Annotated in this window: 22 protein-coding genes, 1 pseudogene and 1 riboswitch; of the genes and pseudogenes, 12 read left to right on the top strand and 11 right to left on the bottom strand. The window is 61.1% G+C overall.

What is annotated here, in order from left to right:
* Positions 1-41 precede the first annotated feature (41 nt).
* The 5 genes from ACSQ2W_RS14585 to ACSQ2W_RS14565 all read left to right on the top strand — a co-directional run bounded on the left by ACSQ2W_RS14585 (position 42) and on the right by ACSQ2W_RS14565 (position 5,664).
* Positions 42-1,202, top strand: a complete 1,161-nt coding sequence (locus ACSQ2W_RS14585) for an ABC transporter substrate-binding protein (protein WP_436086892.1) — start codon at positions 42-44, stop codon at positions 1,200-1,202.
* Positions 1,203-1,410: 208 nt separating this feature from the next.
* Entirely contained in the window at positions 1,411-2,409 is a 999-nt protein-coding gene (locus tag ACSQ2W_RS14580) for an ABC transporter ATP-binding protein (protein WP_436086891.1), read from the top strand.
* Positions 2,406-3,356, top strand: a complete 951-nt coding sequence (locus tag ACSQ2W_RS14575; protein ID WP_436086890.1) for an ABC transporter permease — start codon at positions 2,406-2,408, stop codon at positions 3,354-3,356. The genes ACSQ2W_RS14580 and ACSQ2W_RS14575 overlap by 4 nt, the downstream gene beginning before the upstream one ends.
* Positions 3,346-4,161 carry an ABC transporter permease gene (locus ACSQ2W_RS14570; RefSeq protein WP_436086889.1) on the top strand — a complete coding sequence of 272 codons (816 nt, stop codon included), beginning with the start codon at positions 3,346-3,348 and terminating at the stop codon, positions 4,159-4,161. Before ACSQ2W_RS14575 ends, ACSQ2W_RS14570 begins: the two co-directional genes overlap by 11 nt.
* A gap of 75 nt (positions 4,162-4,236) precedes the next feature.
* Positions 4,237-5,664 carry a gamma-aminobutyraldehyde dehydrogenase gene (locus tag ACSQ2W_RS14565; protein WP_436086888.1) on the top strand — a complete coding sequence of 476 codons (1,428 nt, stop codon included), beginning with the start codon at positions 4,237-4,239 and terminating at the stop codon, positions 5,662-5,664.
* Between the two features lie 189 nt (positions 5,665-5,853).
* Here the strand turns inward: ACSQ2W_RS14565 and ACSQ2W_RS14560 are convergent, their stop codons facing one another.
* Positions 5,854-6,354: a ferritin-like domain-containing protein gene (locus tag ACSQ2W_RS14560; protein WP_436086887.1), complete on the bottom strand. Its 501-nt coding sequence runs from the start codon at positions 6,352-6,354 to the stop codon at positions 5,854-5,856.
* Between the two features lie 158 nt (positions 6,355-6,512).
* Here ACSQ2W_RS14560 and ACSQ2W_RS14555 point away from each other — a divergent pair, with 158 nt between their 5' ends.
* A complete protein-coding gene (locus ACSQ2W_RS14555; protein ID WP_436086886.1) occupies positions 6,513-7,037 on the top strand; it encodes a hypothetical protein in 525 nt (174 codons plus the stop codon).
* A gap of 183 nt (positions 7,038-7,220) precedes the next feature.
* Here ACSQ2W_RS14555 and ACSQ2W_RS14550 read toward each other — a convergent pair whose 3' ends face one another.
* Positions 7,221-8,987 carry a bifunctional diguanylate cyclase/phosphodiesterase gene (locus ACSQ2W_RS14550; RefSeq protein ID WP_436086885.1) on the bottom strand — a complete coding sequence of 589 codons (1,767 nt, stop codon included), beginning with the start codon at positions 8,985-8,987 and terminating at the stop codon, positions 7,221-7,223.
* 266 nt (positions 8,988-9,253) lie between these two features.
* Positions 9,254-9,516: riboswitch (cobalamin riboswitch) on the top strand.
* A gap of 47 nt (positions 9,517-9,563) precedes the next feature.
* Between ACSQ2W_RS14550 and ACSQ2W_RS14545 the strand changes: the two genes are divergently transcribed.
* On the top strand, positions 9,564-9,740 hold the full coding sequence (locus ACSQ2W_RS14545) for a CbtB domain-containing protein (RefSeq protein ID WP_113005357.1): 177 nt from the start codon (positions 9,564-9,566) through the stop codon (positions 9,738-9,740).
* 195 nt (positions 9,741-9,935) lie between these two features.
* Positions 9,936-10,709, top strand: a complete 774-nt coding sequence (locus tag ACSQ2W_RS14540) for a CbtA family protein (RefSeq protein WP_436086884.1) — start codon at positions 9,936-9,938, stop codon at positions 10,707-10,709.
* A gap of 17 nt (positions 10,710-10,726) precedes the next feature.
* Here the strand turns inward: ACSQ2W_RS14540 and ACSQ2W_RS14535 are convergent, their stop codons facing one another.
* Entirely contained in the window at positions 10,727-11,584 is an 858-nt protein-coding gene (locus ACSQ2W_RS14535) for a (2Fe-2S)-binding protein (RefSeq protein ID WP_436086883.1), read from the bottom strand.
* A gap of 36 nt (positions 11,585-11,620) precedes the next feature.
* Positions 11,621-12,910, bottom strand: coding sequence for a glucoamylase family protein (locus ACSQ2W_RS14530; RefSeq protein ID WP_436086882.1), 1,290 nt, complete (start codon positions 12,908-12,910; stop codon positions 11,621-11,623).
* Positions 12,911-13,070: 160 nt separating this feature from the next.
* Here ACSQ2W_RS14530 and ACSQ2W_RS14525 point away from each other — a divergent pair, with 160 nt between their 5' ends.
* Positions 13,071-13,868 (top strand): DUF1194 domain-containing protein, encoded by a 798-nt coding sequence (locus ACSQ2W_RS14525; RefSeq protein WP_436086881.1) that lies wholly within the window; start codon positions 13,071-13,073, stop codon positions 13,866-13,868.
* Between the two features lie 46 nt (positions 13,869-13,914).
* Here the strand turns inward: ACSQ2W_RS14525 and ACSQ2W_RS14520 are convergent, their stop codons facing one another.
* The 6 genes and pseudogenes from ACSQ2W_RS14520 to ACSQ2W_RS14495 all read right to left on the bottom strand — a co-directional run bounded on the left by ACSQ2W_RS14520 (position 13,915) and on the right by ACSQ2W_RS14495 (position 20,458).
* Entirely contained in the window at positions 13,915-15,231 is a 1,317-nt protein-coding gene (locus ACSQ2W_RS14520; RefSeq protein WP_436086880.1) for a flavin monoamine oxidase family protein, read from the bottom strand.
* Positions 15,232-15,371: 140 nt separating this feature from the next.
* The gene (locus ACSQ2W_RS14515; protein WP_436086879.1) at positions 15,372-16,109 is read right to left on the bottom strand and encodes an aspartate/glutamate racemase family protein; all 738 of its coding nucleotides are present in this window, start codon (positions 16,107-16,109) and stop codon (positions 15,372-15,374) included.
* Between the two features lie 6 nt (positions 16,110-16,115).
* Positions 16,116-16,937 (bottom strand): ABC transporter permease, encoded by an 822-nt coding sequence (locus ACSQ2W_RS14510; RefSeq protein ID WP_436086878.1) that lies wholly within the window; start codon positions 16,935-16,937, stop codon positions 16,116-16,118.
* A 3-nt stretch (positions 16,938-16,940) separates the two neighbouring features.
* A pseudogene (locus ACSQ2W_RS14505) lies at positions 16,941-17,774 on the bottom strand (ABC transporter permease); the annotation flags it as partial.
* Positions 17,775-18,047: 273 nt separating this feature from the next.
* Positions 18,048-19,337: an ABC transporter substrate-binding protein gene (locus ACSQ2W_RS14500; RefSeq protein ID WP_436086877.1), complete on the bottom strand. Its 1,290-nt coding sequence runs from the start codon at positions 19,335-19,337 to the stop codon at positions 18,048-18,050.
* A gap of 32 nt (positions 19,338-19,369) precedes the next feature.
* The gene (locus ACSQ2W_RS14495) at positions 19,370-20,458 is read right to left on the bottom strand and encodes an ABC transporter ATP-binding protein (protein WP_436086876.1); all 1,089 of its coding nucleotides are present in this window, start codon (positions 20,456-20,458) and stop codon (positions 19,370-19,372) included.
* Between the two features lie 268 nt (positions 20,459-20,726).
* Here ACSQ2W_RS14495 and ACSQ2W_RS14490 point away from each other — a divergent pair, with 268 nt between their 5' ends.
* Positions 20,727-21,431, top strand: coding sequence for a GntR family transcriptional regulator (locus ACSQ2W_RS14490; RefSeq protein ID WP_436086875.1), 705 nt, complete (start codon positions 20,727-20,729; stop codon positions 21,429-21,431).
* 93 nt (positions 21,432-21,524) lie between these two features.
* Here the strand turns inward: ACSQ2W_RS14490 and ACSQ2W_RS14485 are convergent, their stop codons facing one another.
* A complete protein-coding gene (locus tag ACSQ2W_RS14485; protein ID WP_436086874.1) occupies positions 21,525-22,424 on the bottom strand; it encodes an AraC family transcriptional regulator in 900 nt (299 codons plus the stop codon).
* Between the two features lie 257 nt (positions 22,425-22,681).
* On the opposite strand from ACSQ2W_RS14485, the gene ACSQ2W_RS14480 reads away from it, so the two are divergent.
* Both ACSQ2W_RS14480 and ACSQ2W_RS14475 read left to right on the top strand, forming a co-directional pair.
* Positions 22,682-24,115: an aldehyde dehydrogenase gene (locus ACSQ2W_RS14480; RefSeq protein WP_436087790.1), complete on the top strand. Its 1,434-nt coding sequence runs from the start codon at positions 22,682-22,684 to the stop codon at positions 24,113-24,115.
* 76 nt (positions 24,116-24,191) lie between these two features.
* On the top strand, positions 24,192-25,505 hold the full coding sequence (locus ACSQ2W_RS14475; RefSeq protein ID WP_436086873.1) for an ABC transporter substrate-binding protein: 1,314 nt from the start codon (positions 24,192-24,194) through the stop codon (positions 25,503-25,505).
* Positions 25,506-25,586 lie beyond the last annotated feature (81 nt).

The following is a 25,586-nucleotide window of genomic DNA, read 5'->3' as shown; positions in this document are numbered from 1 at the left end:
GAACAGAACCGTGAAACACGGACCAAACCGGGAGACTGAAGATGAAGCAGATTCTGAAATCCTGCACCGCGCTCACCCTTTCGCTCGCTTTCGCCACCCATGCTGTTGCTCAGGAACCGCTGAAGGAACTCGGCAAGGGCGAAGGCGAACTGTCGATCGTCGCCTGGGCCGGCTACATCGAGCGCGGTGAGACCGACAAGGCCTATGATTGGGTCACCGGCTTCGAAAAGGACACCGGCTGCAAGGTCAGCGTCAAGACGGCCGCGACCTCGGACGAAATGGTCGCGCTGATGAATGAAGGCGGATTCGACCTCGTCACCGCCTCGGGCGATGCATCGCTCCGCCTCGTTGCCGGCAAGCGCGTCCAGCCGATCAACACCGCCCTCATCCCGAGCTGGTCGACCATCGACGAGCGCCTTCAGAACGCCCCCTGGCACACGGTCAACGGCACCCACTACGGCACACCCTATGTCTGGGGCCCGAACGTGCTGATGTACAACACCGAGGCCTTCAAGGGCGAAGCGCCGAAGAGCTGGAAGGTCGTGTTCGAAGAGATGACCCTGCCGGACGGCAAGTCCAACAAGGGCCGCGTCCAGGCCTACGACGGCGCGATCCATGTGGCGGACGCTGCCAACTACCTGATGTTCCACAAGAAGGAACTCGGCATCAAGGACCCCTACGAACTGAATGAAGACCAGTACAAGGCCGCCCTCGATCTCCTGCGCGTCCAGCGCACGCTGGCGAACCGCTACTGGCACGATGCGATGATCCAGATCGACGACTTCAAGAACGAAGGTGTCGTGGCTTCAGGCTCCTGGCCTTTCCAGGTCAACCTCCTAAAGGCCGAAAAACAGCCGATCGCTTCGGTCTTCCCGGAAGAAGGCACGACCGGATGGGCTGATACGACCATGCTGCATGCCGATAGCGAACATCCCAACTGCGCCTATATGTGGATGGAACACTCGCTGTCACCCAAGGTTCAGGGCGACGTCTCGGCCTGGTTCGGCACCGTTCCCTCGGTTCCCGCTGCCTGCAAGGGCAACGAACTGCTGACCGACGAAGGGTGCGCCGCCAATGGCTACAACGACTTCGAGAAGATCAAGTTCTGGAAGACGCCGGTTTCCAAATGCCAGAGCCAGAGCGAGTGCGTGCCCTATCATCGCTGGGTATCGGACTACATCGGCGTCATCGGCGGCCGGTAAGCGGCAACCACGGAATTAATCTCCCCCCTTGAGGGGGAGATGTCACGAAGTGACAGAGGGGGTACACTCTCCTCATATGCGGAGCGGGCTTACCCCCCTCTGTCGGCGACGCCGACATCTCCCCCTCAAGGGGGGAGATCACCGCGAGCTCCGCACCCGATCAAGGAGCGCGGAAGCGATGTCGTATGCACAACATTCGGAGTCTCCCATGACCGCCGCCGTCCTGTTCGAAAACGTCTCCCGCCATTTTGGCACCGTCAAGGCCGTCGATGCGGTCGACCTTGAAATCGCGGCGGGCGAATTCTTCGCGATGCTCGGCCCGTCCGGTTCCGGCAAGACCACATGCCTCAGGCTGATGGCCGGTTTCGAGCAGCCGACCGGCGGCCATATAGAGATTTTCGGCGAGACAGCCGAGGGTGTGCCGCCCTATCGCCGCAGCGTCAATACCGTATTTCAGGACTATGCGCTCTTTCCGCACCTCTCCATCCTCGACAATGTCGCCTATGGCCTGATGGTCAAGGGCATCGGCAGGCAGGAACGCCGCAAGGCAGCCGAAGACGCGCTCGCCATGGTCAAGCTGCCGGGCTACGGCGAGCGCCGGCCGGGCCAGCTCTCCGGCGGCCAGCGCCAGCGCGTCGCGCTCGCCCGCGCCCTCGTCAACAAGCCGAAGGTGCTGTTGCTCGACGAACCCCTCGGCGCGCTTGACCTCAAGCTGCGCGAGCAGATGCAGGAGGAACTGAAAAGCCTGCAGAAATCGCTCGGCATCACCTTCGTCTTCGTCACCCATGACCAGGGCGAGGCCCTGTCCATGGCCGACCGCATCGCCGTTTTCAACGACGGCAGGATCCAGCAGCTCGGCACGCCCGAAGATATCTACAAGCGGCCGCAGACCCGCTTCGTCGCCGATTTCGTCGGCTCATCGAATATTCTCTCCAGCGCAACCTGCGCAAGGCTCGGGGTGCCGGCAACGGCGGCCAGCCTGCGGCCGGAAGCCATCGCCATCGGCACCTCCTGGGCCGAACAGCTCACCCTGCCCGGCCGGGTGACGGCGCGCAGTTTCCTCGGAGCCGTCAATCGCATCAGCGTCGATTGCAATGGCGAGAAGATCATCGTTGCCAGCCCCGCCGCCATGCCCATGCCTGATATCGGCTCTGAGGTTCAGCTCGCCTTCTCGCGCAACGACCTTCATCTGATGGAGGCTGCATGAGCGCCGTCGCCACGCAAACGATCCTGCCGAACAGGCCCGGCCTGACGGGAAGCCTCTCGGATTTTCTCTGGAAACATCCGCATGTGCTCCTGACGATCCTGCTCGGCCCGCCGCTGCTCTGGCTCGGCATCATCTATCTCGGCTCGCTGTTTGCACTCTTGCTGCAGAGCTTCTTCTCGATCGATGATTTCTCCGGGCTGATCAACTACGAGTTCACGCTTGCGACCTACAAGCAGCTGCTCTCGGATGCGAACTTCGACATCATCGTCCGCACGGTGCTGATGGCTGCCACGGTGACGCTGTTTTCGGCACTGATCGCTTTCCCGATCGCCTATTACGCTGCCCGTTACGCCAGGGGCAAATGGAAGGCCGTCTTCTACCTCGGCGTCATGCTGCCGCTGTGGTCGAGCTACCTCGTCAAGATCTACGCCTGGAAGCTGATCCTTGCCAAGGAAGGCATCCTCACCTGGGCCTTCACCAAGCTCAACCTGCTCTGGCTGCTCGACGGCTGGCTTTCGCTTCCCGTCATCGGCGGCAATTCGCTTTCGGTCAGCTATACAGGCACCTTCCTCGTCTTCGTCTATGTCTGGATGCCTTTCATGATCCTGCCGATCCAGGCAGCCCTTGAGCGTGTGCCTGCCAACCTGATCGAGGCCTCCTCCGATCTCGGCGGCACGCCACAGCAGACTTTCCGCTACGTGCTCTTCCCGCTTGCGCTGCCGGGCATCGTCGCGGGCTCGATCTTCACCTTTTCGCTGACGCTCGGCGATTACATCATTCCGCAGATCATCGGCTCGTCGCGGCTGTTCATCGGCCAGGCCGTCTATGCGCAACAGGGTACGGCCGGCAACATACCGCTCGCCGCCGCGTTCACCGTCGTGCCGATCGTCATCATGGGCCTCTATCTCTTCATGGCCAAACGCATGGGGGCCTTCGATGCGCTCTGACCGCTCCAACGCAGCGCCGCTCGGTGTGAAGGCTGCCGCTATCGGCGGGCTCGCCTTCCTGCACATCCCGATCCTCCTGATCTTCCTCTATGCCTTCACCACGGAGGAAAAGAGCTATCAGTTTCCGCCGCCGGGCCTGACGCTGCAATGGTTCGCCGTGACCTGGGACCGGCCAGACGTCTGGGCAGCACTCACCCTGTCGGTCAAGGTCGCAACGATTGCGACGGCGGTCGCCCTCGTCCTCGGCACGCTCTGCGCGGCCGCTGTCAGCCAGACGCGCTTCTTCGGCCGGGAAGCCATATCGCTGCTCGTCATCCTGCCGATCGCCCTTCCCGGCATCATCACCGGCATCGCGCTGCGCTCGGCATTCTCGTTTGCCGATATCCCGTTCTCCTTCTGGACCATCGTGCTCGGCCATGCGACCTTCTGCATCGTGGTCGTCTACAACAACGCGGTCGCCCGCTTCCGCCGCGTCTCCGGTTCGCTGATCGAAGCCTCGATGGATCTCGGCGCCGACGGCTTCCAGACCTTCCGCCACGTCATCCTGCCGAACATCGGCACGGCGCTTCTGGCCGGCGGCATGCTCGCCTTCGCGCTGTCCTTCGACGAGGTCATCGTCACCACATTTACCGGCGGCCAGCAATCGACGCTGCCGATCTGGATGCTCGAAGAACTCATCCGCCCGCGCCAGAGGCCTGTCACCAATGTCGTCGCCATGGTGGTGATGCTGGTGACGTTCCTGCCGATCCTGGCGGCCTACTACCTCACGCGCGACGGCGACCAGATCGCCGGCGCCGGTAAATAATCACGCGTCCGTTTCGGAAAAGCGGACACCGGTTTTCCGACAGAAACAGACGTCAGCAAACAAGGGAGAACGGACATGGATACACAATTGCTGATCGGATCGACATTCGAGGCCGGAACCGAAGCGGAGGAATTGATCCTCAATCCGCGCACCGGCGCCAAGATCATCGACCTCGCCGAAGCCTCGCAGTCGCAGATCGAAAGGGCAGTCGACGCGGCCGAAAAGGCCTTTTCCAGCTGGTCGATGACGACGCCCGCCGAACGCTCCGCCTACCTCCTGAAGATCGCCGATGCGATCGAAAAGGATGCCGACGCCTTTGCCGCCCTCGAGGCGCTGAACTGCGGCAAGCCGATCAATGCCGTGCGCAATGACGAACTGCCGGCCATCATCGATTGCTGGCGCTTCTTTGCGGGCGCCATCCGTTCGCTGCATGCCACTGTCGCCGGCGAATACCTGCCCGGCCACACCTCGATGATCCGCCGCGATCCGATCGGCGTCGTCGGCTCCATCGCGCCGTGGAACTATCCGTTGATGATGATGGCCTGGAAGCTTGCGCCCGCGATCGCGGGCGGCAACACGGTGGTTTTCAAGCCGTCGGAACAGACACCGCTGACGGCGCTGAAGATGGCGCGGCTGCTCGCCGATATCCTGCCGGAAGGCGTCGTCAACGTCATCCTCGGGCGCGGCGAAACGGTGGGCAACACGCTGATCAACCATCCGAAGATCGGCATGGTGTCGATCACCGGCGATATCGCCACGGGCAAAAAGGTGTTGCAGGCGGCTGCCAAGACCGTCAAGCGCACCCATCTCGAACTCGGCGGCAAGGCCCCGGTCATCGTCTATGACGACGCCGACCTCGAGGCCGTCGTGGGTGGCATCCGCACCTTCGGCTACTACAATGCCGGCCAGGACTGCACCGCGGCCTGCCGCATCTACGCCCAGGACGGCATCTACGACAAGCTGGTCGCCGACCTCACCGCCGCCGTCTCGACCATCCGCTACAATCGCGCCGACGACACCGAAAACGAGATCGGCCCGCTGATTTCCAAGCGCCAGCGCGACCGGGTGGCAAGCTTCGTCGAGCGCGCGAGCGACCAGAAGCACATCGAGATTACCACAGGTGGCAACCTCGGCAGCAAGGACGGCTTCTTCTTCCAGCCGACCGTCGTTGCCGGTGCTACCCAGGAAGACGAGATCGTCCGGCGGGAGGTCTTCGGCCCTGTCGTCTCTGTCACCCGCTTCACCGACAACGATCAGGCCGTCGCCTGGGCAAACGACAGCGACTATGGCCTCGCCTCCTCCGTTTGGACCAAGGATATCTCCAAGGCCATGAAGGCGGCATCTCGCCTGCAATATGGCTGCACCTGGATCAACACCCACTTCATGCTGACCAATGAAATGCCGCATGGCGGCGTCAAGCAGTCCGGCTATGGCAAGGACATGTCGATCTATGCGCTGGAGGATTACACGGCCGTCCGCCACGTGATGATCAATCACGGATAAAACGGCTCTGCCGACTGGTCGGCCGACGCCACTTCCAAAGACCGCGCCTTTCCAAGACGCGGTCTTTTAAGTTGCGCGCTGACCAGCGTTATATCCGGTTTGCCGCGGTGCCCTTCAGAGGATCCTATTGGATCAGCCTGAAATAGCAAAATGGCCGGGTGTAAATCCGGCCATTTTGATGGAATGTTATTATGCGGCCTTCTTGAGAGCCATCGCATTGATCGAGGCTTCCGCCAATGCCGTCAGGTCGTGATCAGTCTTGCCTTCCTGTTGCAGCGTTTCATCGAGCAGCTTGACCGCATCCTTGAGACCGAGCATCGTTGCCCACGTCCTCAGCGCCCCATAGCGGGCGATTTCATAATGTTCGACGGCCTGTGCCGCCGCCAGCAGGCCGGCATCGAGCGCCGGTGAATTCCTGAAGTCTTCGAGAACTTCCTCGCCTTCTTCGATCAAGCCGTCGATCGCCGGGCAGTTCTTGCTGACTGCGCGCTTGCCGAAAATTTCGAACACCTGCTGCAAACGTTCGATCTGGCCTTCGGTTTCGTCGCGATGTTTTTCAAACGCTGCCTTCAGCTTGGGGTTCTGGGCGCCCTTGGCCATTTTCGGCAAGGCCTTCAGAATCTTGCGTTCGGCATAGTAGACGTCCTTGAGCAGGTCGTAGAACAGGTCTTCCAGGGCTTTCTGTGCCATTGGTTTCCTCCTTTTCCGTGATTTGAAGCGTCGGAACGACAGACGGAAAACGGGTTGGGGCGCACTTTGTTCCGCCTCGCATTGCAATCGCCGCCCGACGTCGCGCCCCGCTTCCCTCGCGTCAACGCCCCGCCTATATAAAGAGCGGGAGGACTTTGATGATTTGGATATTTCCTGCGCTTGCAGGCATTTTGATTGTCTATTTCGCGACACGTTCGTCGCGCTTCCGGCGATTTGCCGAGCCGGTATTGAGTTTGATGGTTGCGGGCGGGTTGATCATCGCCTTCATCATCTGGATCAATGAAGGCGGCAACTCTCCCAACACGGAGAGCAATCCGAACAGACAGCAGACGCAACCGGCGCCGACGCCGCAGGATATCTCCGTTGAAGGACTGGCGTTCACGCGCAACCAGCCGGACACGAGCTATCGTGCGACCGGCACGGCGGTCAACAAAAGTAGCTTCAATCTCGACTATTTCAGGCTGTCTGTGACGCTTGACGATTGCCCGGATAACCAGTGCAGGACGCTCGGTAAGGACACCGCCCTCATTCTGGCGCGCATTCCCGCGGGCCAGAGCCAGAGCTTCGAAACCTTCTTCACCTTCCCCAACCGCTACGGCGTGGAACCAACCGCGCCCAAATGGTCGTACCAGGTCACGGAGGTTCGCGGACGGCTGCCATGAACCGCGCTGCCATGAGAACCCTGCCGCCAACTCGCCCGGCGCTGATCTCATCCAGATACCAGCTCTGATATGAGGCAACTCGTTCTGCTCCATCGGCGCGATCGGCCCGGGAACGCAATAGCGCGAACGGACGCCGCGCGCAGGGCATCTGCTCGCCTCTTGGATACCGTTGCAGAAAACCCGTCAAAGCTGGACGGCAAGCGCGGCGTTCTGTGTTTCCATGAGCCGCGCCAGTATCTCAGCCCCCGAGACGGGATAGGCGATCGCATAACCCTGCAGGACATCGCAGCCCAGGCGCGTCAGAAGCCTGGCATGCTCCGGCGTCTCGACCCCTTCGGCCACCACTTCGATGTCTAGCGCTTTGGCGATATCGACGATCGAGCGCAACAGACGCTTCTGCTCGCGCGAGGTGGTGATCGGAAACACCAGCCGCCGGTCGATCTTCAGTCGCCGCGGCTTCACCTTCATCAGCCCGATGATCGAGGCATGGCCCGAGCCGAAATCATCGATCTCGATGTCAATGCCCATATTCTTCAGCGCGGCGACATTGGAAAGTACGCCTTCCTCGCTTTCGTCGAGAAAGATCGTCTCGAGCAGTTCGAATGACAGCGTATCCGGCTCGACATCCAGTTGCTGCAACTCGTCGATCAAAAGCGGATCGGACAGCCGTGCTGCCGAAACATTCACCGCGATCCGTGGAACGCGCAGGCCGTGCCGCATCCAGGCACGGCGATCCTTCAACGCCGCCTGCAGGATTGCGGCATCCAGATCATCCAGCATGCCGAGATTTCCCGCGACATCGATGAATTCGCCCGGCAACAGAACCCCGCGTTTCGGATGGCGCCACCGCGCCAAAGCCTCTAAGCCGACGATGCGGCGTGTCCGCGCATCGACCTGCGCTTGGTAAAAGGGAACAAACTCTCCCTTCTCCAGGCCGCGCGCAAATTGCTTGGCAACGCGGCGCTCGTTGTTGAGCTGCGCCTTGAGGTGCGCCGAGAACACCTCCACCCTGCCCCGGCCAAGTTTCTTGGCGCGATGAAGGGCGATATCGGCTTCCGCAAGCAGGCTGGTGATATTTCTACCGGTGGCGGAAGCCAGGCCGATCGAGGCACCGGTGCGCAGCACTTCGTCATTGTGCCATATCGATTGCTTCAATTGCTGCGCCAGCCGTTCGGCAACCGTCTTCAAGTCTTCGACGGAGTTGAAGTTTGCAACAAGAACCGCAAATTCGTCGCCGCCTATGCGGGCGACGAAGGCGTTATTCGGCAATGTGGCAACAATCCGGCCGGCGATCGATTTCAGGACATCATCGCCCACCGAATGCCCGGCCGTGTCGTTGATCTGCTTGAACCGGTCGAGGCCGATATGAAGGATGGCGAGCTTTTCCAGCCCGGCATCCTCTGAAAGTTCCCCTAATCTGCGATCGAAGAAGCTACGGTTCGGCAGCCCGGTCAGGTAGTCGTGTTCGGCCGCGTATTCGATCCTCCGGGCGCTCGCCTCAAGCTCAACTGCGCGTTTTTCGGCAATGGCCTTCTGCCGCTGCAGTTCCCGATTGAGCAGCACATCCGCCGTCACGTCCCATTCCACGCCGATGAAGGTGATATTTCCGTCTTGCTCGAAGCAATGCGCCCTGGAGCGGAGATAGCGAACTTTACCGTCCGGTAGAACAATGCGATACTCTGACGAGTAGTTGCCTTTGCTCTTGATGGCATAGTTGAAATCCGCCTCGGCCTGCTCCCGGTCATCCGGATGGACCGCCTTGATCCAGAACGCCGCCTTGACGCGCTTGTTTGTCCTGCCGGTTCCATAGAGCAGGTGCATCTGCTTGTCCCAGACGACCTCATCCTTCTGCGTATCGTGTTCCCATACGCCGATCCGGGAGGCGTCAAGCGCGAGCTCCAGTCTCCGAAGAATATTCTGAAATTCCTGTTCGGACCTCGCCGCCTTCATTGTTTTCTCTATGAATGATTCTTTCCATACGGACGTGCGCGGCATTCTGCCGCAAGGTTCCTAAAGAAATATTGCCTCACAAAAACGCGAAATGTAATCCGCAATACAATCAACTATTCAGTGCTATTTCACAACAAATAGCCGTACACCGTGTAATTTGCGCTTAACCTGGAAAGATACATGTGCAAGCGAACTTGCGCAAATGGTGACGGCAAAGCGGCATCGCACGTCGTAACCTCGAATTGACATGAGCAGGGCGACATCATAATCATCGTCGATCAATTGGTTCCCTTGGAAGCGAACGTTTCCGGGGAGTAAATGGGAACGTGACGGATGGACCCATGCTGGGCATCTCAATCACGGCCGACCCCGCGACTGTAGAGCGGTCGGAATTTGTCATGCCGGTTAATCCGGCAAAAGCCACTGCGGCGGCGGGCCTGGCCCGCACCTTGGGAAGGCGAGACAGGTTCACTTGGTGCAAGCACCTGACGCCGCGAGCCAGGAAACCTGCCGGTTGATAAAGGGCATGGTGCCCATTTGGTGGGAAGTTTCCCACGCGCCATCACGGAGGTTGTCATGGCTACGTCTACAGTTTCGAGCATCCCGCTCTCCCTCAACGACCGCATCACCGCCGGTATCCTCGCCCTTCTGATCGGCGGATTCCTGGTTTTCGGCGCCGGTCTCGCGAATTCCGCAGTGCTGCACGACACCGCACACGACGTTCGCCACTCCTACGGTTTTCCCTGCCATTGATCGGCTGATGTGAGAAGCCGCGCGCTTTTCGCATTCAATCCGGCAACAGAATGCGGGTTTCCATGGAAACCATGCATCGATGGTACATGCGCCCGTGCTGCGGTACCGGGCGGCATTTGCCGTGGGGTTTTCAAACATAGCAAGCCAGAGAGCGTTGACGAGCATCCGCTCCGCTTGAACCTGGGGGGTATCGAAATGATTGTCAAAACGCTTCTGGCCGCGTTGGTGGCCGGACTGATTGCGGGTGTCTTTACGACGGTGGCGCAGACTGCGCGGGTCGTTCCGATCATCCTTCATGCCGAAGAATATGAGGGCAAGGAGCCCGCGACGGAACAGCCCGGCGGCACAGACAGGCAGCAACAGCACTCGTCGCTCAAGCAGACAACCACGATCGGCGAAATACTTGCGGCATTCTCTCCAATCACGCCGGCCTACGCCCATGAGGGCGAGCATGAAGACGAAGGCGGCATCATGTTTGGCATGAGCCGCTTTTCAGGAACCTTGCTCGCCAATCTCGTGACCGGCACAGGTTTCAGCCTGTTGCTGACCGGCATCAGCCTGCTGATCGGCTATCCCATCACGCTTCGCAACGGCGTCCTCTGGGGCGCTTGCGGTTGGCTGGCGGTCCACATGCTGCCTGCCATCGGCCTGCCACCGGAATTGCCCGGCTTTCCAGCTGCCGACCTGCATGACCGGCAGATATGGTGGATGGCGACGGTCTTGCTCTCCGGCGCAGGCCTCTATCTCCTTGCGCTGCGCCGCGAAATCGCTGCGAAAATCGCCGGCTTGGTCGTCCTCGCGGCGCCGCATATCTACGGCGCGCCGCAGCCTGCGGATATTTCGAGCCCGGTTCCGGCCGTTCTCGGCGCCGAATTCGCTGTCGCCGCGCTGGCAACCGCGCTCGCCTCGTGGATCGTGCTCGGCCTTGTCTCGGGCTTTTTCAACGACCGCTTCCTGAAATCGGCGTAACGAACCGGCTTGCAATCTTAGCCGCCTGCGCGTTCAAGATGGGCGCGCAGGCGGCACCTTTGCGTCTTCTCGTCGAGAAGCACGCAGACATCGCAAAAGGTCCCACCATCCGTTCGGTAATACAGGCAGCAACCGCTTCTGAGCCGAAAATTGCGCTCGACCGGCACGCCATCCATGATCGCGGCGACCTTTTGATAGCGCAATGCGTCTGACTTCAGCGGCGAACCTTCGGTGTTGACGATCGCGAGCGCCGAAACCATCGCTTGTTCCTCTTGCGCCGATGCCGCACCTATTTCGAGAAAAGCACCGGCAATGCCGTCGGCGGCCAGCCGCCATTGTGCAACCGATGACAAACCGGTACGGGCCTTCACCGTTTCGACAACCGGCACAAGGCTGGCAACGAAGCTGTCGTGAAACAGAGGTGCATTGTCACGGCCACGGCGAAAATGGCGGAAGCGAAAATGAAAGCGGCGGGCATCGGATGGGCAGGCCAGCGCACCCTCGCCCGCGTTCTTCGGGGCGTACGGTTCAAAACGGAAAGCGAGGCTTCCCGGATCGAGATCCGGCACCAGACCGGTCCTCAGATAAAGAGCACCGGCAGCGATGCTGAGTTGGTGGCTGTAGAAGGCGACCAGATGGGCGCCCTTGGTGCGATCATCCATTCCTGCCGCAAACCGGCCTTGGTAGTGCAAGAGATCGGCGATCTCGGCACTGTCATTGCGCCATACGTCGGTCACCAACGGAAAATCCGCGCCGTCACCGGCAAGGGAGGCTGCAACTTGCGGAAATCGCTGCGCCTGCCAGGCCATAGCCGCTTGCGCGTCCTCTTTCCACGGAGAGGCCGGCCAACCGCCGGTATCTGTGTTCTTGTCCAAAGGCGCCGCCTTTTCCATGCCGGCTGCCCGTTTATCTCAAAGCCAGCCGCCGGAGAAGCCTGCTCGTTTCAAGCCACGCCGAATGATCGGCAATTCCCGCATCAGGTTCCAGATGAGGCCGGTGCGATGATTTTCGATCATCATCAACAGGATGCCCTGGTCAAGTCCGACGCTGCGATTGTTGAGCCATCCTTCGGCCGTCTTGCCGGGAACGCTTGGATTGAAACTGCCGAGAAACCGCCCTTCCTCGATCACCCCGGGATAAGTCAAGACGATATGGCGGGCAGCCGCGATCGCAGCCTTCGGCTCGAACGGCAGGCAGGCGAGCGGCGCCCAGGGCGCGATCGTGCCGTCGTCCGGTCCGAACGGCACACCGCGCGCCGTATAGCCAGAAAACCGCTGGTGGCGGCCATCCTGCAGACGGCGCGGCCGCAAGGGGCCGTCGCAGGAAGTCAGCCCCCACATATCGGCACCGTAGCCGGCAAAGCCGCCAGGATTGCTGAGCGCATAATCGCGCTGCACGGCAATCGCCCGCCGGGTGTTTTCGAAATAATCTGTGTCCTTCGCCGCGACGGCTGCGTCGCGAATGCCGCGGAAATCGATCCAGGCATGCGAAAAAAGATGAATGAACAGCGGTCCGGCATAGAGGAACGGCTTTCCTTCCACCGTCATCCAGTCGAATTTCCCGGCAAAGGCATCGTAGCTTTCCCTGCCGATCGGATAGGAAGGAGAGGCAAGCGCCAGAACATAGAGGATGTGCGCTTCGCTGTAGGATTCCCAGCGATGAGGTAGAAAGCCGCTCCGCGGTTTCCAGCCGAGCCAGAATGCCCCTTTACCGTCGAGCGCCCAAGCCCAGTTGGCGCGGGCATAGAGCATCGCCGCAAAGGAGCGTATCTCAGCCTCGACCTCATCTTCCTGGTTGAAATAGGCCGCGGCCGTCAGCATGCCGGAGATAAGAAGGGCGCTGTCGATCAGCGACAACTCGCTGCGCCACGTCCGCTGCCCGGTCCTCATGTCGAGGAAATGGTAGTAGAGCCCCTTGTATCCCGTCGCGCTTTTATCGCGGCTTTGCGGGCTTTGCGCGAAGAAGCGCAGTGTAGCCAGTGTCCTTGCCGCCGCATCCTGCCGGCTCATCCAGCCCCTCTCGACGCCGACCGGATAGGCGGAAAGGCCAAACCCCGTCGCTGCGATGCTGGACGGGGCGCCGGGGAGAGACGTATCGGCGATCAGCCCGTTGCCCGGATTGGCGTATTCAAGGAAGTAACCGAACGCCGCTTGCTGGAACCGGTCGAGAAGGACCGCGTCGGTGTCGTTTTTCAAAAGCATTTCATCAAGCACTCCAATCAACCACAAGTTTCACCACAACCCGGACGCATCGGCAAATCACCGATTGTTGAACTTGCCATTATACGAAAGGATCGCCTGACGGATGACCTGTGTTACACTTTTTGCTTCCTACGAGCGGCAGCAGTGATTGGACGACCTGATGTTCACGACACTTGCGATACTTTTCAGTCTCTCGGGCGCTGCTTCAGTCACCCCCGCCGCGAGCAACACCCAGGTTGATGTCGCGCTCGTGCTCGCCGTCGATATGTCCGGCTCCATGGATATCGAGGAAGCGCGTGTGCAGCGGCTGGGATACGTGGATGCCCTACGCCATGCGGAGTTCATCAATGCGGTAACCGCCGGCCTCAATGGCCGCATCGCCATGAGTTATTTCGAGTGGGCCGGCAGCGTCAACGAAACCTCGTTGGTCGAATGGCAATTGATCGACGACGCCGAGGATGCCGCAGCTTTCGCCGAACGTATCGCCGCCCGCCCGGTTTACACGCGGCGGGGCACATCGATATCCAACGCGATTGCCTTTGCATCGAGGCTGATCGCCACCACCCCCTATAATGCGACGCGCCGGGTGATCGATGTGTCCGGCGATGGCCCAAACAATATCGGGCCGCCGGTCGATCCCATCCGCGACGCGGCTGTCGACGACGGCATCATCATCAACGGCCTCGCCATCGTCATCCGCCCCTCTGCCAGCGCAGGAAAGCTCGACCGCTACTACGCCGATTGCGTAATCGGTGGTCCGGGCTCCTTCGTCCTGCCCGTTCACCGCCCGGAGGATTTCGCCGTAGCGATCCGGCAAAAATTGGTCATGGAGGTGAGCCGCAAGCGACACGCCAGCCAGGTTATTCCCGTCCAGACAGCCCCGAGGACCGATTGCCTGATCGGCGAGAAACTGCGCCCCGGTTTTCTCGATCGGGTCTATCCCGAACTGGACCGGTAGAAGGTTCCAGGTCCGACGCTATTTCCTTCGGCGCGCCTATGACACCTTATGACGCTGATGCGCTGATTGCGCTTGCCGGCTGATCTTTTGAGTGCAATGCCGCCATCACGCGCGCGGCGGCCTCGCGGCCTGCGATGATTGCACCTTCGATGTAGGCCGGAAAGGACGGCGCCAGTTCCGAAGCGGCAAAATGCACGGGCGGTGCACCGACCCGGATAATCGCTTCCGCGTGGTAGGCTGATGCGTCGGTGATGACATCGCTGTAACCTCCGCCGCTCCAGCGATCGTCGACCCAGTCGCGCATCCGTAAATCCGTATAGTCTCCCGCCTCGCTGCCCAGCGCCGCGACGAGCCGGCGGATGATTTCGGCCTGGACGAACCCAGCCCCCTTGCCGCTCCATTGGGCAGCCAGCGGTCCTCCGACGAACACGACGAGCGCCGCCGCCCGGTCGCTGCTGACATCGCAGGCGAAAAGACCGAGTACATCGCGCCACATCACCATGCCGCTCAATCCACGATCGCGCCAGAAAGGGCGCTCGTAACGGACAAACGTCTTGATGACGGTGCCGCTTTTCCAGGCAGCAAATGCGTCGATCAGCGGCTTCGGTAGATCGGGCTCGTAAGTCATCCGCGACGCCATCACCGGCGGCACGGCGACGATAATCTGCCGCGCCCTGAACACGTCACGATTGCCGGTGGTGACCGTGACCGATCCGTCCATTCGCTCAACGCAGGTGACGGCCGTATTAAGCTGCAAGCGGGGACCAAGCGTTGCCGCCAAGGCCTCGGCAACGGCATGAATCGTCCCTTCGACGAAATATTGCAGCTCGCTGCCATTGCTGGTGGTGCGGCGATCATTGTCGATCAGGTACCAGAGCGGAATTTCGCCTATCGGACGGCACCAGAGCCCCTCGACCATCGCCCGATAGCCAGCCTTGGCATCCGGCGGATCGCTCTGTCTGGCAAGCCACGCCTCCGCCGTCAGCCCGGCGATGGCCGGATCGTGCGGGTCGATCCTGTTTGCCCGCGCCCGGATACGGCCGGATTCCGCAAAAGTGTAACCGGTTTCCGTGGACCTGGAATCGCGCTGTATCAGGAAGGCGCCCTCCATGGGCGTCTCGGCAAGCGCTTTGCCAAACCGGCGCACCAAGGCCATGATTTCCGGCATCTCGTCACAGACGAACTGGCCGCCCGTGTCGACCCGCATGCCATCCGAGAAAGCCACCGATTCCACACGTCCGCCGACACGATCCCTCGCTTCGAGCACGATGACGTCGATACCCGCGGAAACGAGCGCCTCCGCCGCCGAAAGGCCGGTAAAGCCGGCCCCGGCCACGATCACATCTGCATCAAATTCACTCACGAATGGGCTCGCCGGTCGCGTTCAGGAAATCACATACTTGGCTCGTCACTTTCCGCTCCTCAGCCGGACGCAGCCGCGGGGCCTCAAGCAAGGCTGTTTACCCGCTCTATCACTTACTGACATCTCGCTCAAAGGGAAGATCAAACCGCGCCTGGGGCAAACGCCCCCATCGCCCCCGCATACTCCTTCGCGAGTGGCGTCGCATAGGACCCGCGCTTGCTTGTGGTCAACCGCTGGGCGACCAGCGCCTCGGCCTGCTTCACCGCCGCCGAGACGCCGTCGATGACCGGGACGCCATAGTCCTCCTGCAGGGCGCGGGCGAGATCGGCCATGCCGGCGCAACCGAGAACGATGGCTTCCGCGCCATCTTCGACAAGCGCCAATTCGATCTGGCGGCGCAGCTTGCCGATCGCACCGGAGGCCGCGTCTTCCAGTTCGAGCACCGGGATGTCCGCCGCACGGACCTTCGCCCGGCCGCCGAAGCCGTAATGCCGCGACAAGTTTTCAAGCAGGACCCGCGAGCGCTCCAGCGTCGTCACGACGGTAAAGCGCTGGGCGAGAAATCCGGCCGTGACCAGCGCGGATTCGCAGAGCCCCAGCACGGGAAACCCGGCCAGCGAACGCGCGGCATCAAGCCCGGTATCGTCGAAGCAGGCAATCACCGCCGCCTGCGCACCCGCCTCCTCCGCCTTTTTGATCTCCGCGAGCAGACCGGGCAAAGCGAGCGCGCCGTCATAGTGCCCCTCGATCGAGGCCGGCCCCATCTGCGCCGTGGCCGCGATGATTTCGGTTCCGGGACCGGCGACGGCGCGGGCGGCCTCTGCCGCCTTTTCCGTCATGGAGCGGGTGGTGTTGGGATTGACGACAAGAATGCGCATGCGGGATCAGACCAGTTTTGCTTGCCTGCGGCGCATCACCAGGATGATCGCAAGCGCCAGGAGGATGATGGAGAAGGAAAAGAGCGTCGTGACCGTGCCGAGCGCATAGAGCACCGGCGTCGTTACGTTGGTCGTCATGCCGTAGATTTCGAGCGGCAGCGTGTTGTAGGTGCCTGATGTCATCAGCGTGCGGGCGAATTCGTCATAGGAGAGCGTGAAGCCGAACAGCCCCACCCCGATCAGGCTCGGCGCGATCATCGGCAGCAGCACATGCCGGAAGGTCTGCCACGAGGTCGCGCCGAGATCGCGGGCAGCTTCCTCGTAGGAGGGCGAGAACCGGTTGAACACGGCAAACATGATCAGCACGCCGAACGGCAGCGTCCAGGTCAGGTGCGCGCCGAAAGCCGACGAATACCAAGCGGGCTTGAGGCCGAGCTGCTGGAAAACGACGCCGATGCCGAGCGAGATGATGATCGACGGCACGACGAGGCTTGCGACCGTCAGGTAGAACAGTACCGTCGCCCCCCTGAACTTGCGTCGAAAGGCGAGACCGGCAAGCAGCGAAACGAGCACGTTGACCACCATGACCATCACACCGAGCGAGAAGGACCGCTTGAAGGATGCCCCGAAATCGCCGACGGCCTGCTGTTCAAAAAGATTGTAGAACCAGTGCACCGAAACGCCGTTGAGCGGAAAGGTCAGGCCCCCGTCCGGCCCCTGGAAGGACAGGATAAGAACGGCCGACAGCGGGCCGTAGAGGAAAAAGACGAACAAAGCGAAGAAGATCGCCAGCACGTAGAATTCCAGCGTGCGCTTTTCGTGGGACATGGCTCACAGCTCCTTGCGGATATCGACGACGCGCAGGATGGCGGCGACCATGAGCAGCACGACGATCAAAAGCACGACGGCATTGGCGGCGGCGGCCGGATACTGCAACAACGACATCTGGTTCTTCATCATCAGCGCGACTGACGCGCTCTGCCCGCCGGACATCACCTGCACCGTCGAAAAATCCGCCATGACCAGCGTCACGACGAAGATCGAGCCGATGGCGATGCCGGGCTTCGCCAGCGGCAGGATGACGTTCCAGAGGATCTGCCAGCCGTTCGCTCCGGCGTCGCGCGCCGCCTCGATCAGCGACTTGTCGATACGCATCAGCGTGTTGAAGATCGGCGTCACCATGAACAGCGTGTTGAGATGCACCATGGCGAGCACCACGGCGAAATCGGAATAGAGCAGCCATTCGATCGGCGCCGGAATGAGGCCCATCTCGATCAGCGTCGAATTGACGAGACCGTTTCGACCAAGCACCGGGATCCAGGAAATCATCCGGATGATGTTGGAGGTGAGAAAGGGCACGGTACAGACGAGAAAGAGCACCATCTGCATGGTGGTCGTGCGCACGTGGAAGGCAAGGAAATAGGCGACCCAGAAACCGATCGCCAGCGTCAGTCCCCAGACCAGCGCCGTGTATTTCAGCGTGTTCAGATAGGTTTTCCAGGTGACCCAGGAACCGAGCGTATCGGTATAGTTCATTGTCAGGAAATCCGGGTAGAGCCCGGCGAAGTCGTAATCCCAGAAGCTGACGACGGCGATCATCAGGATTGGCAACAGGAAGAAGAAACCGAGGATCAGCGCCAGCGGTGCCGCCTGCAGATAGGACGCAACAGCGGCCGCGATCTTGCCGATACTGGCAGCGAAGGCCGGTTTGGTAGGCGCTTCGATCTGCGGGGGCTCTTCCGTGATGGCTGCTGTCACGTGTTGGGTCTCCGGTTCATTTCGTTGATTCAAGGAGGCACGCCCCTCATCCGCCCCCTCTTGTTTGAAAAGAAGGGCGGGCACCTTCTCCCCGTGAACGGGGAGAAGGAAGAAGCGGCAACCTCCGTCGTCCCCTCGCCCCGTTTACGGGGAGAGGGCTAGGGTGAGGGGCAAGTTCCCTTACGCAGCGATGAACTCGTTCCAGCGCTTGACCATATAGCGGTCCTCGTCCATGACCGAGTTCCAGCACGCGACCTTGCCCATGCGCTCTTCGAACGAGCCGCCGTCGCGCACCGCGCCTGCCTTCTCCATGACCTTGCCTTCCGGCGACATGATATCGCCCTGAGCCGGCTTGCCTTCGATCCAGTAGCCCCACTCATCGGCGGACATGAATTCCTTGGCCGTGTCCATGGCGGCGGAATAGTAGCCCTGACGGTTGAGGTAACCGCCGACCCAGCCGGACGTGTACCAGTTGATGTACTCGTAGGCCGCATCGAGCTGTGCGCCTTCGAGATGGGCTGCAAGGCCGAGACCGCCGCCCCACGAGCGGTAGCCTTCCTTGAGCGGCTGGTACTTGCAGGCGATGCCCTTCGAGCGGACGGCGGCAACGGCCGGCGACCACATGGACTGGATCACAACTTCGCCCGACGCCATCAGGTTGACGGATTCATCGAACGACTTCCAGAAGGCGCGGAACTGGCCGTCCTGCTTGGCCTTGATCAGGAATTCGATCGTTGCGTCGATCTCTTCCTTGGTCATGTTGCCCTTGTCGGCATATTTGATGTTGCCCATGGCTTCCATGATCATCGCCGCATCCATGATGCCGATCGACGGAATGTTGAGGATCGATGTCTTGCCCTTGAAAGCCGGGTCCATGATATCGGCCCAGGAGGTGATGTCGCGGCCGACGAGGTCCGGTCGGATGCCAAGCGTGTCGGCGTTGTAGATGGTCGGAACCATGGTGAAGAACTGGGTTTCGGCCTTGGCAAAGGTCTTCTCGCCCGGTGCTTCCACGAAGCCTACCGTATGCGGCGCGGTACCCTGCGCAATGACGCTGTCCGGCTTCAGCTTGCCGGTTTTGAAGAGCGGGACGATCTTGTCGTAGTATTTCAGTTTCTTGATATCCATCGGCTGGATGACGCCGGCCGGAAACACCTTCTTGAGGATCCAGTATTCGATGTCGGCGATGTCATAAGAGTCCGGCTGGGTGACGGCGCGCTGGGCAGCGGCGTCCGAGTCGGTCGCCGTCATCTCCAGCGTGATGCCGAGGTCGGCCTTGCACTTCTCGGCGATCGCATTGATATTCGAAACGCCGGTGCCGAACTGGCGCAGCGTGATCGGGTTCTGCGCCCAGATGGTCGGGAAGCCGGTGATCAGGCCGGAACCGATGACCGCGCCGGTTGCCGCGGCACCGGTCTTCAAGAGGCCGCGCCTAGAAATTCCCTTTGGAGTCTTGTTTTCGGTTGTCATGTCAGTTCCCTCTTTTTGATGTTGATAAAGGATTAGGCGGCCACGCGGCCGAGAAGCACGGCGTCATCCAGGCCCCAGCTCAGCGGCACCGCATCGCCCACGGATACCGGTTTTTCGAAATAATCCGCGTCGGTGGCGATGACGGTGAAATCGTCGCTGCCGGCGCCCAGAACGGTGATTTTCACGGAAGCCCCGCGATATTCGACGTTCGACACGACGCCTTGGAAACCGAGCGTCTTTTCCGATGGCGCAGCGAGCCTGACCCGGTCCGTGCGAACACCGATATCGATCGGCGATCCCAGCGCCTGGGCCGGACCTGCGACGGTGAATTTTTGCCCCTCGGCCACTTCCAGCGTCACCTTGCCATCGCCGCTTTCCACGACCCGGCCGGTAAGAACATTGTGATCGCCCATAAAGCGGGCGACGAAGGCAGTGGCCGGACGTTCGAACACCTCGCGCGGATGCGCCGCCTGCTCGATGCGCCCGTCATTCATGATGACGATGATATCGGCCAGCGCCATCGCCTCTTCCTGGCTATGGGTGACATGGACGAAGGTGATGCCGAGGCTCTTCTGAAGCTTCTTCAGTTCAGCCCGCATGCGGATCTTCAGGAACGGATCGAGCGCCGACAGCGGCTCATCGAGAAGAAGCGCCTCCGGATCGGTGATCAACGCGCGGGCGAGCGCCACGCGCTGCTGCTGGCCGCCGGAAAGCTGGGCCGGACGCCGGTTGGCATAGGGCTCCATCTGCATCAGCTTCAGCATCTCCAGCGCCTTGGCGCGGCGTTCCTCTTTATCGACACCCTTCATCTTGAGGCTGAAGGCGACATTGTCGACGAGGTCGAGATGCGGAAACAGGGCGTAGGACTGGAACATCATCGCCGTGCCGCGCTTGGCCGGCGGCAGGTCGGTAACGACGGCATTGCCGAGACGGACGTCTCCCGACGAAATGCTCTCGTGTCCGGCAATCATCCTGAGCGTCGAGGTCTTGCCGCAACCGGACGGACCAAGAAAACAGCAATAACTGCCGGAGGGTATTTTCAGACTGATGGAATGCACGGCGGTTGTGCTGCCATAAACCTTGGAAACGGATACGATATCGATTTCTGCCGCTTTGGTCATCCAGTCTCTCCTGTGACGGAGTATTCAATGCATCCCGCGTGCCAGACCGGAGATGAAATTATAAGCAATTGAAATGTATCTATTATTACGAACCACCCGGAATGCCGCGAAATTTTTGCACGTTAGGTTTTGCTTAAAATATATGCGTTTGTCTGCAATATGCGCAAAACATCGTATACAATTTCACCATTCACATGAGCACAAAATCCTGATTCACTTTATACAAAAACCACGATAACATGCGGCGCAGAACCCGGAATGAGCCTTGATGAAAACCGCAGCAGTTCCCGCCAACGATCAGATCGACGTCAGCACACAATCTATCCGCGATTCCATCCGAGATGCGATCGTCGACCGCAGGCTCGCTCCCGGCACCAAGCTGTCGGAGGCGGATGTCGGTGCGCTGTTCAATGTCAGCCGCACCCTCGTGCGCGGCGCGCTGCAGGCGCTCGCCTATGAGGGCCTTGTCAATGTCGAGAAAAATCGCGGCGCCTTCGTTGCCTACCCGTCGCCCGAAGAAGCAAGGCAGATATTTGCCACGCGCCGGCTGATCGAGCCGGGCATCCTTCGCGAGGCGGCCAGGCATATGGGGCCTTCGCATCTGCAGCACTTGCGGCAATTGCTGATGGAAGAAGGCCGGCTGATGGGTGAACGCGGCCAGACGGCCCGCCGCGCCGAAATCAAGGCGTCCGGCGATTTCCACCTGATGCTCGCCTCGATGACCGGCAACGCCGTCATGCAGCGCTTCATGGACGAACTCGTCGCCCGTTCATCGCTCGTCATCGCACTCTACGGCCAGTCGGCCATATCAAGCTGTGGCCATCAGGAGCATCAGGACATCGTCACGGCGATCGAGCGCGGCGATCTCGACCATGCCTGCCACCTGATGATCCACCACATCGACCATATCGAGGCCGATCTCGACATGCGCGAGAACAAGAGCAGCGACCTTCGCGAAGCCTTCAAACTCTGACTTTCAACCCGTTGGCGTGAGGCTTCGTGCCAACAAATCCACGCTATTCGGAAGCGACACATCGCGGGGCCGCGCATCGCCCCTTTCCATTTTTCAGGGCCAGTCAGCGTAACCGGAAGACAGGACACTATTTTCAGAACCGGCCGAAGCGCGGGCAATCTCACGATAACCGGCCGGAGAATGCCCGGTCTTGCGCTTGAAGAAATGGCTGAAATAGGTCGGATCACGAAAACCCAAACTGTCGGAAATTTCCTGGATATTGCGGGCCGACCGCTCCAGCCTGAGCTTCGCCTCCTGCACCACCCGCTCGTGCAGAAGCTGGATCGGCGAGCGGCCGAGTGCCCGCTGGCAGATCGAATGCAGCCGATCGGTCGTGACGCCCAGTTCTGCGGCATAGTCGCTGATCGGCCGGTGCTGGCGAAACCACACCTCCACCAGTTGCCGATATCTCTGCAGGGCCGAGCCGCTTTCACCGCGCCCACGCTGCTCGGCCTTCTCGCCGCCCGATGTGCGCCATACGGCCATCAGGATCAGCCGCATATAGGCGGACACGACCATCCAGGAGGCGCGGTACGGATCGCCGAGTTCCCGCACGAAGCCGGAAATCAGCGGATTGATCTCATTGACCGACACGGCGTCCGGTTCTTCGATCAACTTCGGCTGCTCGATGAAGATGCGCAGCGAATAGGATTCCACCTTGTCGCCGATCGCATCGACCATGATCTGCGGCGACGCGCCGATCAGATAGGCTTCAGCTCCGGCGGCCATCGAAACCTCGCACTGCGCCTGCGGTGGCAGGAAAGCGAGCGCCGGACCCTGCAGCCGCCGATGCTCGCCATCGTCGAATTCAAGCTCGGCCTCTCCCTCCGTCAAAAGGAAGAAATGATGAAAATCGGCATAAAGCCCTTTTTGAAAGCGGATGCGCCGATACGATAAGGACGGTTCCCGCCGCTCGCCGCGCGCGTGATGATGGATGCCACCATCTGTCGCCATCGCATTCTTCCTCCCGAACACCAAATCGAAGCCATAAATACCAGATAATAACAATATTAACCCAATAAAACACATTCCATCCCTTAAACATCGGCGTAGTCTTCCCTCATCAGCCTTTGGGAGGAGGCACCTCAACAGACCCATGCAGGACACGCGGCCCTCTCGGCCCGGCCCTTGCGTGCGTGCATCTCCCTTCAGGATCAACGCAGGCCCAGCCTGCAGGCGAATGGGTGAAGACGGTGTTTGTGGCAAAGCTGATGATCAACGACGAAGCGATGGATGCATCCGATGCGTCCACCTTCGAGCGCGTCGATCCGTTGACCGGCGATGTCGCGACGATCGCCCCGGCGGGCTCGGTCACCGACATGGCAAAGGCCGCCAATGCCGCAGCCGCCGCCTTCCCCGCCTGGTCGGAAACCGGCCCTGGCGAACGGCGCCGACTGTTGAATGCCGCCGCCGACATCCTGACTGCCCGCACGCCGGAGTTCATCGCCGCCATGACCGGCGAAACCGGGGCGACCGCGCAATGGGCGGCGCTCAACTGCGGCCTCGGCGCCGATATCCTCAGGGAAGCCGCGGCAATGACCACGCAGATCAGTGGCGAGATCATCCCCTCCGGCATCCCGGGCAGTCTCGCCATGGCCGTGCGCCAGCCGGCCGGGGTCTGCGTCGGCATCGCGCCCTGGAACGCACCGATCATCCTTGGCGCCCGTGCCATCGCCATGCCGCTCGCCTGCGGCAACACCGTGGTTCTCAAGGCCTCCGAACTCTGCCCCAAGACTCATTGCCTGATCGGCGACGTCATGCGCGCGGCCGGTTTTCCGCGTGGCGTCGTCAATGTCGTGACCAACGCGCCGAAGGACGCGGCCGCCGTGGTCGAGGCGCTGATCGCCCATCCCGCCGTCCGCCGTGTCAATTTTACCGGCTCGACGCGCGTCGGTCGCATCATCGCCGAATCCAGCGCCCGGCACCTGAAGCGCTGCCTGCTCGAGCTCGGCGGCAAGGCGCCGTTCATCGTGCTTGCCGACGCAGATATCGACGAAGCCGTCCGCGCTGCCGCCTTCGGCGCCTTCATGAACCAGGGCCAGATCTGCATGTCGACGGAACGGATCATCCTGATGGACGAGATCGCCGACGACTTCGTCGGCAAGTTTAAGGCGAAAGCCGAAACCCTCGTCGCCGGCAGCCCGCAGGATGGCAATACGCCGCTCGGCACGCTGATCAACGCCGAGGCCGTCCGGCGCGTGAAGGGTCTCGTCGACGACGCATTGCAGAAAGGTGCGGTCCTCGTCTGCGGCGGCGTTGCCAACGGCACGCTGATGGATGCCACCGTGGTCGATCATGTGACGCCGGCCATGCGCATCTATCGCGAGGAGAGTTTCGGGCCGGTGGCGGCAATCATCCGCGTCGGCAGTGCCGACGAAGCGGTGACGGTCGCCAACGACAATGAATACGGCCTCTCCTCGGCCGTATTCAGCCGGGACATCAACGCGGCGCTGGCCGTCGCCAGGCGGCTCGAATCCGGCATCTGCCACATCAACGAGGCAACGGTTTCCGATGAGCCGCAAATGCCCTTCGGCGGCGTCAAGTCGAGCGGTTACGGCCGCTTCGGCGGCAAGGCGGCGATCGACGAATTCACCGAACTGCGCTGGATCACCTTGGCATCCGGCAAACGGGATTATCCGATCTAGGCATCCGGAGGTGGGGCCGGATCGGCGGGAATGAACATACCAACGGGCTGGAAGGCCCGCAACAGGGAGGAATTTCATGAACGTCCGCAACGGAAAATTCGATCAGGCATCGTTGACCCGCCGCTCTTTCATTGCCGCGGCGGCAGCAGGCAGCGCAGCGCTCGCCCTGTCAGGCCGCACGGCTTTCGCGCAAAGCGGCGAAACGCTGAAAGTGGGTTTCATCAGCCCCCGGACCGGCCCGCTCGCCGGCTTCGGCCAGACCGACGGCTATGTGCTCGACCTTGCGCGCAAGGCCTTGGCATCCGGCTTCCAGGCAGGCGGCAGGACATTCCAAGTCGAAATCCTCGATCAGGATACCCAGTCCGATCCCTCCCGCGCCGGCCAACTGGCGAAGGACCTGATCAACAACCAGGGTATCGACCTGATGCTCGCCGTTTCCACCCCGGAAACCATCAATCCGGTGGCAGATGCCTGCGAGGCGGCGGGTATCCCCTGCCTCTCCACCGTCATGCCCTGGGAAGCTTGGTATTTCGGCCGCGGCGCAAAGCCTGGCGCACCCTCGCCGTTCAAATGGACCTATCATTTCGGCTTCGGCGTCCACGAGTTCTTCAAGACCTATGTCTCGCAGTGGAACCTGATCGAGACCAACAAAAAGGTCGGCGTCATGTATCCGAACGACGCCGACGGCAATGCCATCCGCGCCAATCTGGCACCGCTTCTTGCCAAGGAAGGTTTCACGATCGTCGACCCCGGCGCCTATGAGACCGGCACGACGGATTTTTCCGCCCAGATCGCCCTCTTCAAGCAGGAAGGCGTCGAAATCTTCAACTCTTTCCCGATCCCTCCGGATTTCGCGGCCTTCTGGCGTCAGGCGGCCCAACAGGGCCTTACCCGCCAGGTCAAGATTTGCCAGGTGGCGAAGACCGGTCTCTTCCCCTCCGACATCGAGGCGCTGGGCGATCTCGGCTTCAACATCTGCAGCGCCGCCTATTGGCACAAGGCGTTCCCCTACAAGTCCTCGCTGACCGGTGTCTCCGGCAGCGAACTTGCCGATGGCTATGAGGAGACGAGCGGCAAGCAATGGACGCAGCAGCTTGGCGCCAGCCTGTCGCTGCTCGACGCCGGCTTCGAAGCCCTGAAAGCGGCAACCGACGCCAAGAACAAGGAGGCTGTCGCCAAGGCGCTGAGCACCTTGCAGACGACGACGATTGCCGGAAAGGTGGATTTCACCAGCGGACCGGTGGCCAATGTCTCGCCCGGCCCGATCATCGGCGCGCAGTGGGTCAAGGCGCCGGAGGGCAGCAAATTCACGCTCGATTACGTCGTCACGGAAAACGCCACCGACTCGAATGTGCCGGTGGGGGTCAAGACTGTTCCCTATAATGGATAACAGTTCCGTGCGGCAGCAAGTCAGGAAGACACCGCCGGGAGAGACCTTTCTCTCGGCGACCGGCATCCACAAGCGCTTCGG

Origin of the sequence: Pararhizobium sp. LjRoot255 (assembly GCF_964252905.1) — a bacterium.
Lineage (GTDB): Bacteria > Pseudomonadota > Alphaproteobacteria > Rhizobiales > Rhizobiaceae > Pararhizobium.
Note: the sequence above shows the minus strand (reverse complement) of the source record. Positions and strands in the feature narration are given on the sequence as shown.

Coding starts and splice junctions, on each gene's coding strand:
- ACSQ2W_RS14585 (WP_436086892.1), top strand. CDS start 42: ATGAAGCAGATTCTGAAATCCTGCACCGCGCTCACCCTTTCGCTCGCT.
- ACSQ2W_RS14580 (WP_436086891.1), top strand. CDS start 1,411: ATGACCGCCGCCGTCCTGTTCGAAAACGTCTCCCGCCATTTTGGCACC.
- ACSQ2W_RS14575 (WP_436086890.1), top strand. CDS start 2,406: ATGAGCGCCGTCGCCACGCAAACGATCCTGCCGAACAGGCCCGGCCTG.
- ACSQ2W_RS14570 (WP_436086889.1), top strand. CDS start 3,346: ATGCGCTCTGACCGCTCCAACGCAGCGCCGCTCGGTGTGAAGGCTGCC.
- ACSQ2W_RS14565 (WP_436086888.1), top strand. CDS start 4,237: ATGGATACACAATTGCTGATCGGATCGACATTCGAGGCCGGAACCGAA.
- ACSQ2W_RS14560 (WP_436086887.1), bottom strand. CDS start 6,354: ATGGCACAGAAAGCCCTGGAAGACCTGTTCTACGACCTGCTCAAGGAC.
- ACSQ2W_RS14555 (WP_436086886.1), top strand. CDS start 6,513: ATGATTTGGATATTTCCTGCGCTTGCAGGCATTTTGATTGTCTATTTC.
- ACSQ2W_RS14550 (WP_436086885.1), bottom strand. CDS start 8,987: ATGAAGGCGGCGAGGTCCGAACAGGAATTTCAGAATATTCTTCGGAGA.
- ACSQ2W_RS14545 (WP_113005357.1), top strand. CDS start 9,564: ATGGCTACGTCTACAGTTTCGAGCATCCCGCTCTCCCTCAACGACCGC.
- ACSQ2W_RS14540 (WP_436086884.1), top strand. CDS start 9,936: ATGATTGTCAAAACGCTTCTGGCCGCGTTGGTGGCCGGACTGATTGCG.
- ACSQ2W_RS14530 (WP_436086882.1), bottom strand. CDS start 12,910: ATGCTTTTGAAAAACGACACCGACGCGGTCCTTCTCGACCGGTTCCAG.
- ACSQ2W_RS14525 (WP_436086881.1), top strand. CDS start 13,071: ATGTTCACGACACTTGCGATACTTTTCAGTCTCTCGGGCGCTGCTTCA.
- ACSQ2W_RS14515 (WP_436086879.1), bottom strand. CDS start 16,109: ATGCGCATTCTTGTCGTCAATCCCAACACCACCCGCTCCATGACGGAA.
- ACSQ2W_RS14510 (WP_436086878.1), bottom strand. CDS start 16,937: ATGTCCCACGAAAAGCGCACGCTGGAATTCTACGTGCTGGCGATCTTC.
- ACSQ2W_RS14500 (WP_436086877.1), bottom strand. CDS start 19,337: ATGACAACCGAAAACAAGACTCCAAAGGGAATTTCTAGGCGCGGCCTC.
- ACSQ2W_RS14495 (WP_436086876.1), bottom strand. CDS start 20,458: ATGACCAAAGCGGCAGAAATCGATATCGTATCCGTTTCCAAGGTTTAT.
- ACSQ2W_RS14490 (WP_436086875.1), top strand. CDS start 20,727: ATGAAAACCGCAGCAGTTCCCGCCAACGATCAGATCGACGTCAGCACA.
- ACSQ2W_RS14485 (WP_436086874.1), bottom strand. CDS start 22,424: ATGGCGACAGATGGTGGCATCCATCATCACGCGCGCGGCGAGCGGCGG.
- ACSQ2W_RS14480 (WP_436087790.1), top strand. CDS start 22,682: ATGATCAACGACGAAGCGATGGATGCATCCGATGCGTCCACCTTCGAG.
- ACSQ2W_RS14475 (WP_436086873.1), top strand. CDS start 24,192: ATGAACGTCCGCAACGGAAAATTCGATCAGGCATCGTTGACCCGCCGC.